Annotated in this window: 13 protein-coding genes; 7 read left to right on the plus strand and 6 right to left on the minus strand. The window is 50.9% G+C overall.

All coding sequences use genetic code 11. The annotated features are described in order from the left end of the window. Positions 1 to 95 precede the first annotated feature (95 nt). The 4 genes from carA to kefC all read left to right on the plus strand — a co-directional run bounded on the left by carA (position 96) and on the right by kefC (position 7,238). Complete coding sequence (gene carA, locus RSC70_RS09550) at positions 96 to 1,268, plus strand: glutamine-hydrolyzing carbamoyl-phosphate synthase small subunit (protein WP_172722448.1); 1,173 nt, start codon at positions 96 to 98, stop codon at positions 1,266 to 1,268. Between the two features lie 18 nt (positions 1,269 to 1,286). Further along, positions 1,287 to 4,511, plus strand: a complete 3,225-nt coding sequence (carB, locus tag RSC70_RS09555) for a carbamoyl-phosphate synthase large subunit (protein ID WP_040045415.1) — start codon at positions 1,287 to 1,289, stop codon at positions 4,509 to 4,511. Positions 4,512 to 4,786: 275 nt separating this feature from the next. Continuing rightward, positions 4,787 to 5,359 (plus strand): glutathione-regulated potassium-efflux system oxidoreductase KefF, encoded by a 573-nt coding sequence (kefF, locus tag RSC70_RS09560; RefSeq protein WP_025801428.1) that lies wholly within the window; start codon positions 4,787 to 4,789, stop codon positions 5,357 to 5,359. Continuing rightward, complete coding sequence (gene kefC / locus RSC70_RS09565) at positions 5,352 to 7,238, plus strand: glutathione-regulated potassium-efflux system protein KefC (protein WP_043495419.1); 1,887 nt, start codon at positions 5,352 to 5,354, stop codon at positions 7,236 to 7,238. The genes kefF and kefC overlap by 8 nt, the downstream gene beginning before the upstream one ends. A 42-nt stretch (positions 7,239 to 7,280) precedes the next feature. Here kefC and RSC70_RS09570 read toward each other — a convergent pair whose 3' ends face one another. Beyond that, positions 7,281 to 7,895, minus strand: coding sequence for a LysE family translocator (locus RSC70_RS09570; protein ID WP_040045412.1), 615 nt, complete (start codon positions 7,893 to 7,895; stop codon positions 7,281 to 7,283). Positions 7,896 to 8,047: 152 nt separating this feature from the next. Here RSC70_RS09570 and RSC70_RS09575 point away from each other — a divergent pair, with 152 nt between their 5' ends. From RSC70_RS09575 to folA, 3 genes are all read left to right on the plus strand, one after another. Beyond that, positions 8,048 to 8,824, plus strand: coding sequence for a threonine/serine ThrE exporter family protein (locus RSC70_RS09575; protein WP_040045411.1), 777 nt, complete (start codon positions 8,048 to 8,050; stop codon positions 8,822 to 8,824). Then, the gene (locus tag RSC70_RS09580; protein ID WP_181875443.1) at positions 8,824 to 9,288 is read left to right on the plus strand and encodes a threonine/serine exporter; all 465 of its coding nucleotides are present in this window, start codon (positions 8,824 to 8,826) and stop codon (positions 9,286 to 9,288) included. Before RSC70_RS09575 ends, RSC70_RS09580 begins: the two co-directional genes overlap by 1 nt. Positions 9,289 to 9,444: 156 nt before the next feature. After that, positions 9,445 to 9,927, plus strand: coding sequence for a type 3 dihydrofolate reductase (gene folA, locus RSC70_RS09585; protein ID WP_130998691.1), 483 nt, complete (start codon positions 9,445 to 9,447; stop codon positions 9,925 to 9,927). 69 nt (positions 9,928 to 9,996) lie between these two features. Here the strand turns inward: folA and apaH are convergent, their stop codons facing one another. From apaH to surA, 5 genes are all read right to left on the minus strand, one after another. Next, the gene (apaH, locus tag RSC70_RS09590) at positions 9,997 to 10,836 is read right to left on the minus strand and encodes a bis(5'-nucleosyl)-tetraphosphatase (symmetrical) ApaH (RefSeq protein WP_025801434.1); all 840 of its coding nucleotides are present in this window, start codon (positions 10,834 to 10,836) and stop codon (positions 9,997 to 9,999) included. A 17-nt stretch (positions 10,837 to 10,853) separates the two neighbouring features. Beyond that, positions 10,854 to 11,231 (minus strand): Co2+/Mg2+ efflux protein ApaG, encoded by a 378-nt coding sequence (gene apaG / locus RSC70_RS09595; RefSeq protein ID WP_025801435.1) that lies wholly within the window; start codon positions 11,229 to 11,231, stop codon positions 10,854 to 10,856. Positions 11,232 to 11,307: 76 nt separating this feature from the next. Further along, the gene (rsmA, locus tag RSC70_RS09600; protein ID WP_040045408.1) at positions 11,308 to 12,120 is read right to left on the minus strand and encodes a 16S rRNA (adenine(1518)-N(6)/adenine(1519)-N(6))-dimethyltransferase RsmA; all 813 of its coding nucleotides are present in this window, start codon (positions 12,118 to 12,120) and stop codon (positions 11,308 to 11,310) included. Continuing rightward, complete coding sequence (gene pdxA, locus RSC70_RS09605; RefSeq protein WP_130998692.1) at positions 12,113 to 13,120, minus strand: 4-hydroxythreonine-4-phosphate dehydrogenase PdxA; 1,008 nt, start codon at positions 13,118 to 13,120, stop codon at positions 12,113 to 12,115. The genes rsmA and pdxA overlap by 8 nt, the downstream gene beginning before the upstream one ends. Then, positions 13,110 to 14,408 (minus strand): peptidylprolyl isomerase SurA, encoded by a 1,299-nt coding sequence (surA, locus tag RSC70_RS09610; RefSeq protein WP_046359699.1) that lies wholly within the window; start codon positions 14,406 to 14,408, stop codon positions 13,110 to 13,112. The genes pdxA and surA overlap by 11 nt, the downstream gene beginning before the upstream one ends. Positions 14,409 to 14,480 lie beyond the last annotated feature (72 nt).

Genomic DNA, 14,480 nt, shown 5'->3' on the forward strand with positions numbered 1-14,480 from the left:
AAATTAGTCAAGAAGGCAGTTTTTTGCATTGATTTAGATCGAATGATCTGCATTAATATGCAAATAATGTGACTGAATATTCTTTGGAGGGTGTTTTGATTAAGTCAGCTATATTGGTTCTGGAAGACGGAACCCAGTTTCACGGTCGGTCGATTGGTGCAGATGGATCGGCAGTGGGCGAGGTGGTCTTCAATACGTCAATGACCGGTTATCAAGAAATCCTTACTGATCCTTCCTATTCCCGCCAACTAGTCACTCTTACTTATCCTCATATCGGCAACGTCGGCACTAACGCCTCTGATGAAGAATCCTCCGCTGTTCATGCTCAAGGCCTGATAATTCGCGATTTGCCTCTGATTGCTAGCAACTACCGCAGCACCGAATGCCTCTCTGATTACCTCAAACGTCACAATGTTGTGGCTATCGCCGATATCGATACTCGCAAACTGACGCGTTTACTGCGTGAGAAAGGTGCTCAGAATGGCTGCATCATCACCGGTAACATTGACGGTACTCAGCCAGACGTTCAAGTGGCGCTGGAGAAAGCGAAAGCATTCCCAGGCTTAAAAGGCATGGATCTGGCGAAAGAAGTTACTACTCGGGAATCTTATTCTTGGACGCAAGGCAGCTGGACGCTGATGGGCGATTTACCCGCGGCGAAAGAAGAGTCAGAGCTGCCATTCCACGTTGTTGCCTATGACTATGGCGTGAAACGTAACATCCTGCGCATGCTGGTTGATAGAGGTTGCCGTCTGACCGTGGTTCCGGCGCAAACGCCAGCGGAAGATGTGTTGAAGCTCAATCCCGATGGCATTTTCCTATCCAATGGCCCTGGTGACCCAGAACCGTGTGATTACGCGATTCGTGCCATTAAAACCTTCTTAGATACTGAGATTCCAGTATTTGGTATCTGCTTGGGCCACCAACTTTTGGCGCTGGCCAGCGGAGCCAAAACCATCAAGATGAAGCTTGGCCATCACGGCGGCAACCATCCAGTGAAAGACCTCGATAAAGACATCGTGATGATTACCGCTCAAAACCACGGTTTTGCCGTTGATGGCGATAATCTGCCAGATACGCTGCGCGTGACGCACAAGTCTTTGTTTGACCACACGGTTCAAGGGATTCACCGCACAGATAAAGCAGCGTTTAGCTTCCAAGGCCATCCAGAGGCAAGTCCTGGACCGCACGATGCTGCGCCGCTGTTTGACCACTTTATCGATTTGATTCAGACCCACCGCGACACTATGACAAGAACAGCCAAATAATCAGGAGCAATAAATAAAATGCCAAAACGTACTGATATAAAAAGCATCCTGATTCTGGGCGCGGGCCCGATTGTTATCGGCCAAGCATGTGAATTTGACTACTCGGGTGCTCAAGCGTGTAAAGCGCTGCGTGAAGAAGGTTACCGCGTCATTCTGGTGAACTCGAACCCTGCTACCATCATGACTGACCCAGAAATGGCCGATGCGACCTATATCGAGCCGATTCACTGGGAAGTGGTGCGCAAAATCATCGAAAAAGAGCGCCCTGATGCCGTTCTGCCTACCATGGGTGGACAGACCGCGCTGAACTGTGCGCTTGAGCTAGAGCGTGAAGGAGTACTGGAAGAGTTTGGTGTAACCATGATTGGTGCGACCGCCGACGCCATTGATAAAGCCGAAGATCGCCGCCGTTTTGATATCGCGATGAAGAAAATTGGCCTCGACACCGCACGTTCAGGCATCGCTCACACCATGGACGAAGCCTTAGCCGTCGCGGCTGACGTTGGTTTCCCATGCATAATTCGCCCTTCATTCACTATGGGCGGCACCGGTGGCGGTATAGCGTATAACCGTGAAGAGTTCGAAGAGATTTGCGAGCGCGGTCTGGATCTCTCCCCAACCAAAGAGTTGTTGATTGATGAGTCGCTGATTGGTTGGAAAGAGTACGAGATGGAAGTGGTGCGTGATAAAAACGACAACTGCATCATCGTCTGCTCGATCGAAAACTTCGACGCGATGGGCATCCATACCGGTGACTCCATCACCGTTGCGCCAGCCCAGACGCTGACCGACAAAGAATATCAAATCATGCGTAACGCCTCGATGGCGGTGCTGCGTGAAATCGGCGTAGAAACCGGTGGTTCTAACGTGCAGTTTGCGGTGAACCCGAAAAATGGCCGCCTGATCGTCATTGAAATGAACCCGCGCGTTTCCCGCTCCTCGGCGCTGGCGTCCAAAGCGACCGGTTTCCCGATTGCGAAAGTCGCAGCCAAACTGGCGGTGGGTTATACCCTCGACGAACTGATGAACGACATCACAGGCGGCCGTACTCCGGCTTCGTTTGAACCGTCTATCGACTACGTTGTGACCAAAATTCCTCGCTTCAACTTCGAGAAATTTGCGGGCGCGAACGACCGTCTGACTACGCAGATGAAATCCGTCGGCGAAGTGATGGCGATTGGCCGCACTCAGCAAGAATCTCTACAGAAAGCCCTGCGTGGTCTGGAAGTCGGCGCTGCGGGCTTCGATCCTAAAGTGAGCCTCGATGACCCTGAAGCGCTAACCAAAATCCGTCGTGAGCTTAAAGACGCTGGCGCTGAGCGCATTTGGTACATCGCCGACGCTTTCCGTGCCGGCCTGTCCGTTGACGGCGTGTTCAACCTGACCAACATCGACCGCTGGTTCTTGGTACAAATCGAAGAATTGGTGCGCTTGGAAGAGCAGGTTGCCGAAGTGGGCATCAATGGTCTGAGCCACGCGTTCTTGCGCCAACTGAAACGCAAAGGTTTTGCTGACGCTCGTTTAGCGAAGCTGGCTGGCGTGGCAGAAACTGAAATTCGCAAACTGCGCCACAAGTATAATCTGCACCCAGTTTATAAGCGTGTGGATACCTGTGCGGCGGAATTTGCCACCGATACGGCCTACATGTACTCCACTTATGAAGAAGAGTGCGAGTCGAATCCAAACAGCGACCGACCTAAAATTATGGTGCTGGGCGGCGGTCCAAACCGTATCGGCCAAGGTATTGAGTTCGACTACTGCTGTGTGCATGCGTCCCTTGCGCTGCGTGAAGACGGCTACGAAACCATCATGGTGAACTGTAACCCTGAAACCGTTTCAACCGACTACGATACCTCTGACCGTCTGTACTTTGAGCCGGTTACGCTAGAAGACGTGCTGGAGATTGTGGCGGTAGAAAAACCACAGGGCGTTATCGTACAGTACGGCGGTCAGACGCCGCTGAAATTGGCTCGTGCATTGGAAGCCGCTGGTGTGCCAGTTATCGGTACTAGCCCAGATGCGATTGACCGCGCTGAAGACCGTGAACGTTTCCAGCAGGCCGTTGTGCGCTTGGGCTTAAAACAGCCAGCTAACGCCACGGTTTCAACCATCGAGCAGGCCATTGAGAAGGGCGCTGTCATCGGTTATCCGCTGGTAGTTCGCCCATCCTACGTGCTGGGTGGCCGCGCGATGGAAATCGTGTATGACGAAATCGACCTGCGCCGTTACTTCCAAAATGCGGTGAGCGTGTCTAACGATGCTCCGGTATTGCTGGATCACTTCCTTGATGATGCGGTTGAAGTTGACGTTGATGCTATCTGTGACGGTGAGCGCGTATTAATCGGCGGCATTATGGAGCACATTGAGCAGGCGGGCGTTCACTCCGGCGACTCGGCATGTTCACTGCCGGCTTATACGCTGAGCCAAGAAATTCAAGACGTGATGCGTGTACAGGCAGAAAAACTGGCGATGGAGCTCGGCGTTCGTGGTTTGATGAACGTGCAGTTCGCAGTTAAAGATAACGAAGTGTATCTGATTGAAGTGAACCCGCGTGCGGCACGTACTGTACCTTTCGTGTCTAAAGCGACGGGTGTTCCACTGGCGAAAGTCGCGGCGCGTGTGATGGCTGGCCAAACGCTGGCACAGCAGGGCGTGACGAAAGAAGTTATCCCGCCGTACTACTCGGTGAAAGAAGTGGTGTTACCGTTCAATAAATTCCCAGGCGTTGACCCAATCTTAGGGCCTGAGATGCGCTCTACCGGTGAAGTGATGGGCGTTGGACGCACCTTTGCAGAAGCTTTCTCAAAAGCGATGCTCGGCAGCCAGTCTAAGGTGAAAACGCCGGGGCGTGCGCTGTTGTCTGTACGTGAAGGCGACAAACACCGCGTAGTTGATTTGGCGGCAAAACTACTGAAACAAGGCTTTGAGCTGGATGCGACCCACGGTACCGCAATCGTGCTGGGCGAAGCAGGCATTAATCCACGCTTGGTGAACAAGGTGCATGAAGGGCGTCCTCACATTCAAGACCGTATCAAAAACGGTGAGTATTCCTATATTGTGAACACCACCGCAGGTCGTCAGGCGATTGAAGACTCCAAGCTGATTCGCCGCAGCGCGCTGCAATACAAAGTGCATTATGACACCACGCTGAACGGGGGTTTTGCGACTGCGATGGCGTTGAATTCCGACCCAACCGAGCAGGTAACGTCGGTGCAAGAAATGCATGCGCGCTTGAAAGGATAATATCGGCGCCAGAAATTTCTGAGTTGAAATGCTAAGCCTGACTTCGGTCAGGCTTTTTTTTGCTAATTTGTTCTTCATTCCAAAAACTTGAGCAACTTGTTAAAAATTTTCGGATTTTGTTTGTTTTTAAAACTGTCATGCTATGTCGTAGAAAATTCCCTAAGTTTTTTGATGCCTTAACCGATTAATATTCCTGTTAGCACCGCTTGCATTGCTGCCATGACATCAATATTTGGGTCTAAGATAAATTAAGGCTTTCGCACAACGAGAAACGCATGATCCTGATTATATACGCCCATCCTTATCCTCGGCATTCCCATGCCAATAAGCGTTTGTTAGACGCCGTTATCGATATTCCTGAGGTTGAAGTTCGCTCACTGTATGAGCTCTATCCTGATTTCAATATTAACGTTGCTGCCGAGCAGCAGGCGTTGAGTCAGGCCGATCTCATTATCCTGCAACATCCGATGCAGTGGTACAGCATGCCTCCGCTGTTGAAGCTGTGGATCGATAAAGTTCTGGAACACGGTTGGGCATATGGACATAACGGCAAGGCGCTAGAAGGAAAAGACTTTATGTGGGCGGTGACCACCGGTGGCAACGATCATCATTTTGATTTAGGTGACCATCCGGGCTTCCCGATTCTTTCTCAGCCGATTCAGGCAACGGCAGTTTATTGCGGCATGAACTGGCTACCATATTTTGCTGAACATAATACGTTTTCATGCGACGAAGCGGCGTTGGCTCGAGCCAGTGAAAGCTATCGTCGGCGTTTGATCAATTATATTGCGCTTCATCCGCAGGCAGAATTACCGGCATCAGACGTTGAGGAGCCTGCACATGGATAATCACGGCATGATGATTGAAGGGCTGATTTATCTCGGCTCTGCGGCGCTGTTTGTACCGATTGCGGTGCGCCTTGGTTTGGGTTCGGTGCTGGGGTATTTGATTGCCGGCTGCATTATTGGCCCGTGGGGACTAAAGCTGGTTTCTGATGCGGAGTCTATTCTGACTTTTGCTGAAATTGGCGTGGTGTTGATGCTGTTTGTGATAGGCCTTGAGCTTGATCCTAAGCGCCTTTGGACGCTACGAGCCTCGGTATTCGGCGGTGGTAGTATTCAAATGGTCGGCTGTGGGCTAGTGCTTAGCCTGTTCTGCTATTTGCTGGGGCTGAGTTGGCAAGTGGCTATCTTGATTGGCTTAACGCTGGCTCTTTCTTCTACCGCAATTGCGATGCAGGCGATGAATGAGCGCAATTTGACTCCGTCGCCGATTGGCCGTTCCTCCTTTGCCGTTCTGTTATTCCAAGATATTGCCGCGATACCGCTGGTGGCGATGATCCCTCTGCTGGCAAGCAGCGGAGCAACCACCACGATGGGCGCATTTGCGCTGTCGGCGGCGAAAGTGGTTGGCGCTTTGGCTATTGTTATTTTGCTCGGCCGTTACGTGACTCGCCCACTGCTGCATTTTGTCGCGCGTTCAGGCATGCGTGAAGTGTTCAGCGCCGTGGCGTTGTTCCTGGTGTTTGGATTTGGCGTGCTGCTAGAAATGGCCGGCATGTCGATGGCGATGGGCGCATTTTTAGCCGGTGTGTTGCTGGCAAGCTCCGAGTATCGACACGCGCTGGAAAGCGATATTCAGCCGTTTAAAGGCCTGTTGCTGGGGCTGTTCTTTATCGGTGTGGGAATGTCGATTGATTTTGGCACCTTGTTCAGCCATCCGTTGCTGATTGCGACGCTGCTGTTCGGGTTCTTAATCCTAAAAGCGGCTTTACTGTGGCTGGTCGCGCCGATTTTAGGCGTACCGCGTAAGCAGAGAACGCTGTTTGCGGTATTGCTAGGGCAGGGGAGTGAATTTGCATTCGTGGTGTTTGGCGCGGCTCAAATGGCCGGCGTTTTGCCCGGTGAGTGGGCAAAATCATTGACGCTGGCGGTTGCGCTTTCCATGGCGGTAACGCCGATCCTGCTGGTGATATACACACGCATGGAGAAAAACGTTAAACAGGATGAACGCCCGCAGGACATTATTGATGATGATAATGCCAGCGTGATTATCGCTGGTTTCGGCAGATTTGGGCAGATTGCGGGTCGTTTGCTATTAGCCAATGACGTGCATACCGTCGTGCTAGATCACGATCCCGACCATGTCGAAACGCTGCGTAAATTTGGCATGAAAGTGTTTTATGGCGATGCAACCCGTGTGGATTTGCTGGAGTCGGCGGGTGCCGCCAAGGCAAAAGTATTGATTAACGCCATTGATGACGTGGATGCCAATCTGCAATTGACCGAGCTGGCACAGGAACATTTTCCGCATTTGAAAATTGTTGCGCGCGCGCGCGATGTCGATCACTACTATCAACTGCGGCAGCGCGGTGTGGAGTTCGTTGAACGTGAGCTGTTTGAAGGATCGCTACGTGTCGGGCGCAATGTGCTGGAGCACTTGGGCTGTGGGGCTTACGAAGCTCGCGAAAAGGCAGATATTTTCCGTCGCTATAACCTACGTATGCTGGAAGAAACGGTGCCAAATTACGAGGACGCCGAATTCCGTCTTGCCAGTTTGCAACGGGCTAAAGAAATGCTGAGTCAGGCGATTGAGCAGGATAAGGCGCGTTTAACCATCGCTCAGCAAAGCGGCTGGCGCGGAAGTATTGACGGCAAATCTCCCGATCTTGACCCGATGGTTACGATCCACGAAGAGGATGTGCCAGAACTGCAAAAAGACGCATAACGTTTTCGCCCTCTTTCATGCACGGGAAGAGGGCGTTTAGCCTTAACTCAAGGCTACTTTCAAGCCTAATCCAATCAGCATTACACCTAAAAGGCGGTCGATAATCTTTTGTGCTTTTGCCAGCGCCAGACGAACAGGGGCGCTTTGAATTAGCACAACCAGCATTGGCCACCAAATGAAAGATAAACCCAAAATTATCCCCGCATACCACAGTTTTTCACCCACGCCTGAGTTAACCTCTAATACCTGAGTGAATACCGCCAGAAAGAATAGTGTCGCCTTAGGATTGAGCAAGTTACATAAATAGCCTTGTAAAAATGCGCTTTTGAGACTGACGTCCTGAGGCGTTTGGTTATCGACATTTATCTTGCTGCCGCCACGTGAAAAGAGGGCATGAATGCCAATCCAGACTAAATAGGCGGCACCGGCATATTTTAGAATATTAAACAGCCACGGCGTGGTGGTGATCACCACGGCCAGACCGGCTACACAATATGACATATGGGTTGCCACGCCGCCGATCACGCCAAGTGCGGTCATCATGCCGGCCTGACGCCGGTATCGCGCAGCATTTTTGATCACTAAGAAGAAATCGGGGCCGGGCGATAACATTCCTAGCGTTGCGATAGACGCAACAAACAGCGTGGTTTCAAACATGATGAGATCCGTGGTGAGAGAAAATAATAACGCCTCTATGAGGCAAGTACATCACCTCTATTGGGGTTATTGAAGCAATATGATAAGAATATGAAAGTACTATTTCTAATCGAAAAATGAACGCATAACAACCAAAAAAATCAGGAAAAACCATGGATGTGGATTCTCATAAGCAGAGGGAAATAACCCGGCTCTGTATACAATGTGCCCTTTTTTTGTTGCAGCACGGTGCTGAAAGCATGCTGGTCGAGCAGCTTTCATCTCGGTTAGGCGTTGCGCTTGGGGCTGAAAGTGTTGAAAGCTCAATCTCGGCAAATGCGGTGGTGTTGACGACGATTATTGATGGCCACTGCATGACGTCCACGCGCAAAAATGTGGATCGCGGGATCAATATGCACGTTGTGACCGAGGTTCAGCACATTGTGATTATGGCTGAGCATCATTTGTTAGAGATCAAAGATGTGCACCGACGTTTTGAGCACATCAAGCCGCTACGTTATCCGCGCTGGTTACTGGTTTTGATGGTTGGACTGTCCTGTGGCTGTTTCTGCAAACTCAACGGTGGCGGTTGGGATGGATCTTTGGTGGCATTTATTGCCAGCGCCGTGGCGATGTATGTGAGACAAGTACTCACTCAGCGCCAAATGCACCCGCAGATTAATTTCTGTATCACCGCTTTTGTTGCCACCTCGGTATCGGGGGTGCTTATCCAATATGACCCATTTAGAGAAACATCCACCATCGCTATGGCGGCGAGTGTTTTGCTGTTGGTGCCAGGTTTCCCTTTGATTAATGCGGTGGCGGATATGTTCAAAGGACATGTAAATACCGGTTTGGCTCGCTGGGCAATGGCGTCGCTGCTGACGCTCGCGACCTGCATTGGCGTGGTGATGGCAATGTCGCTATGGGGGCTCAGAGGATGGATATAATCGATTTATTGTTCGCATTGTTGCAGGACATGGTTTTAGCCGCCGTGCCCGCCGTGGGTTTTGCGCTGGTATTTAATGTTCCCGTCCGTGCGCTGCGCTACTGTGCGTTATTGGGTGCCATCGGGCATGGTTCACGCATGTTGATGATGCACTTTGGGATAAATATCGAGTGGGCAACCTTAGGGGCTGCGATATTGATCGGTGTGCTGGGAATTCAATGGTCGCGTAGGCTACTTGCTCATCCTAAGGTGTTTACCGTCGCCGCAGTTATCCCTATGTTCCCTGGGATCTATGCCTACACGGCGATGATTTCCGTGGTAAAAATTTCGCACCTTGGCTTTAGCGATGCCCTGTTTGAAACCATGGTCACCAATTTTCTAAAAGCGTCGTTTATTGTGGGAGCGCTTTCTATCGGCCTATCTCTTCCGGGACTGTGGTTATACCGCAAACGCCCAAGCGTCTAGTTCGTGTGAGTCTGAGAAGCGAAAAATTGAAGTAGAAATGCTGTTTTATCTGAGGGTTAGTTTAAGTGGATGTAAATGAGGCCATCTGGCTATCGACACCCGCTAACCCTTTACTTATAGTGTGCGCAATTTTTCTACTTGATAGGATCGACCAACATGTATATCAGCCTAATTGCTGCGCTTGCAGCAGATCGTGTTATTGGTATGGAAAACGCGATGCCGTGGCATTTACCGGCCGATCTCGCGTGGTTTAAGCGTAATACTTTAGATAAGCCCGTTATTATGGGACGCAAGACGTTTGAATCCATTGGCCGACCTCTGCCAGGGCGTCACAATATCGTATTAAGCAGCCAGCCTGGCAATGATGAACGCGTGACATGGGTTGCTTCACCCGAGGCCGCAATTGCCGCTGCCGGTGATGTTGAAGAGGTGATGGTTATCGGCGGTGGCAGTATTTATTCCCAGTTCCTGCCGCTGGCCCAACGGATGTATTTAACACACGTTGACGCGGAAGTGGGCGGAGATACCTACTTCCCAGACTATGAACCTGATGAGTGGGAAACCTCATTTAGCGAGTTTCACGATGCGGATAGCGCAAACTCCCACGGCTACTGCTTTGAGATCTTGCATAAGCGTTAAGTGACAGCCTGATAAAAAAAGCCCGCATATGACTGCGGGCTTTTTTGTTTTGAAATCATTGAACGCTAATTACGCAGACTCTTCTATCGATTTTGGTCGTAGAGAGGGCTGGGTGAAATACTGTTTGTCTTCCCAGCGAAGCATAGTTAAATCACCACCCCAGCAGCATCCGGTATCCAGCGCATAGACCTGCGGCGGAGTGCCTTTTCCTTCCAGTGATGCCCAATGCCCGAAAGCGATTGAGTAACCTTCATCCAATACTTTGCTAGGCAAATTAAACCATGGTTTTAGCGGTGAAGGTGCTTCGCCTGGCGCATCTTTGCAGATCATATCCAGCTCGCCACCAGGGAAACAGTAACGCATGCGCGTTAAGGCGTTGGTTGAAAAACGCAGGCGCTGCAATCCGGTGAGGCCATCAACCCAGCTGTTTGGCATATCGCCATACATCGCGTTTAAAAACAGCGGATAGCTGTCACTGCTGAGCACGGCTTCGACTTCACGCGCACAAAGTTGCGCAGTCTCAATATCCCACTGAGGGCTGATACCCGCGTGCGCCATTACCAGCTTAAGCTCGTTATCGACCTGAAGAACGGGTTGGCGACGTAGCCAGTTAATCAGGCTATCTGCATCAGGGGCGTCGAGCAGTGGGGTAATCTTATCTTTCGGCTTGTTGCGGCTAATACCTGCGTACACGGCAAGAAGATGCAGATCGTGATTACCTAGCACCATCCGAACGCTATCGCCTAACGACTGCACATAGCGAAGAACTTCCACCGAATCTGGGCCGCGAGCAACCAGATCTCCGGTTAGCCACAGCGTATCTTTAGCCGGATCAAAATCAACCTGCGCCAATAAAGAACGAAGCTCTTCATAGCAACCGTGGACATCGCCAATCAATAATGTAGACATAGATGAGTCAGTTTTGCTCAGTTAATGAGTGTCGGGATAGCTAAACGAAATACGGGTATGGCAATACGAAACTCCTGACCAGCATGATCGATCATTTCATAATGTCCTTCCATGGTGCCACAAGGCGTTTCAATAATAGCTCCACTGGTATATTGGAACTCATTATTAGGCAGAATGAGCGGCTGTTCGCCAATCACGCCTTCGCCCTGAACTTCAGTCTGACGCCCGTTACCGTTGGTAATCAGCCAGTAACGTCGCAGGAGCTGTACATTGAATCGTCCAAGATTCCTAATGGTGATGGTATACGCGAAAACAAAACGCTCTTCATCGGGAAGAGACTGGGTTTCTGCATAGGCACTTTGTACCTGAATACACACACGAGGTGAATCAATCATGATGTACGACTCCCGTTATGACGTTGTCAGCGAGACCTATACCCTCACCGGCAAACCGAGAGGGTATATTGCACAACTATTCTGCTGATTTCTCACACAGCCAGTTGGCGAGTTTGCAATAGTTCTCAACAGAGATATTCTCTGCGCGCTGAGTAGGATCGATACCCAGCTCGGTCAATTGTTCTGGGGTGAACAGATGGCCCAAACTATTGCGCACGGTTTTGCGACGCTGATTAAAAGCTTCTGTGGTGATACGGCTAAGCACGCGGATGTCTTTGACCGGATGCGGAATAGTCGCATGTGGGATCAGACGAACCACGGCTGAGTCAACTTTTGGTGCTGGACGGAACGCCGTTGGCGGAACTTCCAGTACAGGAATAACCTGACAGTAGTATTGCGCCATAACGGTCAAACGGCCATAGGCTTTACTGTTCGGCCCGGCAACCAAACGGTTCACCACTTCTTTTTGCAACATGAAATGCATGTCGCTGATAGCTCCAGTATAGGTGAACAGGTGGAACATCAACGGCGTTGAAATGTTGTAAGGCAGATTACCAAATACGCGTATCGGTTGGCCCAACTCGCGTGATAGCTCGCCAAAATCAACGGTCATCGCATCTTGCTGACGAATGTTAAGTTTGCTGCTGATAAACGGATGAGTTGCTAGTCGTGCGGCTAAATCGCGGTCGAGTTCGATAACCGTCATTTTGTCCATGCGGTCGGCAACAGGCTCGGTCAGTGCGCCCAAACCGGGGCCGATTTCAACCACGGCTTGGCCTGGCATTGGATGGATAGCGGACACAATGCTGTCGATCACATACTGATCGGTCAGGAAGTTTTGTCCAAAACGTTTACGAGCCAGATGGCCTTGGTGAACTCTGTTATTCATTACTGTTATTTATCATTTTAATAGCGAGATTTAATGCTGTTCTGAAACTACCCACATCAGCGATGCCAGTAGCAGCCAGATCCAGCGCGGTGCCGTGATCGACGGAGGTGCGGATGAACGGCAGCCCCAACGTAATATTCACAGCGCGGCCGAAGCCTTGGTATTTTAGCACCGGTAGGCCTTGATCGTGATACATCGCCAAAACGGCATCGGCGTGCTCCAGATATTTAGGCTGGAATAGTGTATCAGCGGGCAGGGGGCCAATCAGGTGAATACCCTGTTGACGCAGCGACTCAAGCGTCGGAATAATCACATCAATTTCTTCACGTCCCATATGACCGCCTTCACCCGCGTGGGGGTTTAGGCCACAGACGTAAATTTGCGGTTCATCGATACCAAATTTGGTACGTAAATCATGATTTAGGATCGTGATAACTTCAGTGAGCGTTTGTGGCGTAATCGCCGCCGGCACATCAAGCAGTGGAAGATGGGTGGTGGCTAATGCTACACGCAACTCTTCCGTCGCCAGCATCATCACCACGCGATCGCGATGGCTACGTTCGGCGAAGAACTCGGTGTGGCCAGTGAAAGGCACACCTGCGTCATTAATAATGCCTTTGTGAACGGGGCCGGTGATGAGCGCTGCGAATTCACCGCGCAGGCAGCCATCGCACGCTCGCGCCAGCGTTTCCACCACGTAGGCACCATTATTGACGTCAAGCTGCCCAGGCAAAGCTTTGCTGTGCAGCTTGATTGGCAGAATGGTCAGCGTTTTTTCTGCTTGCGGCTGGGCGGGGATATCAGGCTGATATTCTCGCAGCGTAAGCGGCAGTTGCAATAATGCGGCACGTTCAAGCAACAAAGCCGGATCGGCGCACACTACCAACTCAGCAGGCCAAGCCTGTTGAGCAAGAGCGATAACCAAATCTGGCCCCACCCCGGCAGGTTCACCGGGGGTTATAACGACACGAAACGTGTCATGTGTATGATTACTGGGCATTGCTACCATCAATAATTTTTACATAAGCGCTGGCACGCTCTTCCTGCATCCAAGTCTGTGCTTCTTCCGCAAACTTGCGGTTGAACAGCATGCGATATGCGCGATCTTTCTGTGCATCATCGGTGCGGTCGACTTGGCGCGTATCCATCAGTTGAATCAAATGCCAGCCAAATGAAGAGTGAACCGGTGCGCTTAATTCGCCTTTTTGCAGCTTCATTAACGCATCGCGGAAAGCAGGATCGTACATGGTTGGAACTGCCCAACCGAGATCGCCGCCTTTCAGTGCGGAACCTGGATCCTGAGAAATAGCGCGAGCGGCTTCATCAAAGGTGATCTGCTTATTCTTAATCTGCTGGGCAACTTCCTGCAGTTTTGCACGAGCCTGATCGTCGGTCATCACCGGAGAAGGACGCAGCAAAATATGGCGAGCGTGAACTTCGGTAACAGACACATTAGCCTGACCGCCACGAACGTCATTCACTTTTAGGATATGGAAACCAACGCCGGAGCGGATTGGGCCAATGATGTCACCTTTTTTAGCCGTTTGCAGTGCAGCCGCAAACAGTGAAGGCAGTTCCTGAATTTTTCCCCAGCCCATTTGGCCGCCTTTCAGCGCCTGAGAGTCTGCGGAATAACTTACCGCCATCTTGCCAAAATCAGCACCCTTGTTCAGTTGGTCAGTCAACTGACGAGCCTGTTGTTCTGCGTCGTCAACCTGCTGCTGAGACGGGTTCTCCGGCAGAGCAATCAGGATGTGGCTGAGATTAAGCTCGGTATCAGCACCGTTCTGCGATCCCACTTGTTTAGCCAAAGCTTCAACTTCTTGCGGAAGAATCGTCACGCGGCGGCGAACTTCATTGTTACGCACTTCAGAAATCAGCATCTCTTTGCGGATCTGCTCGCGATAGGTTTTATAGTTAATCCCATCAGCGGCCAAACGGCTACGCATCTGATCCATCGACATGTTGTTTTGCTGAGCAATGTTACCAATCGCACGATCGACGTCAGCATCGGTCATATTGATGCCCATCTTTTTCGCCATCTGCAGCTGGATGTTATCCATGATCAGACGCTCGAGGATCTGGTGACGCAACGTGGCATCATCAGGCAGTTGCTGACCAGCTTCACGCGCGTTCAGTTTTACGGATTGCATCAGACCATCGACGTCACTTTCCAGCACCACACCGTTATCAACCACAGCGGCTACTTTATCAACGACTTGAGGGGCTGCAAACGCAGTGTTGGCACAGAATGCCACACCGAGGATCAGCGTTCTCCAGTTCTTCATACCTTTTCCATTTGTCCAATCCGCATCGCTGCGGGTTAATGTCAAAACTCTGCTTTTACTAATCAAGCTACA

The sequence above is a fragment of the Hafnia sp. genome (genome assembly GCF_036648275.1).
GTDB classification, from domain to species: Bacteria; Pseudomonadota; Gammaproteobacteria; order Enterobacterales; family Enterobacteriaceae; genus Hafnia; species Hafnia alvei.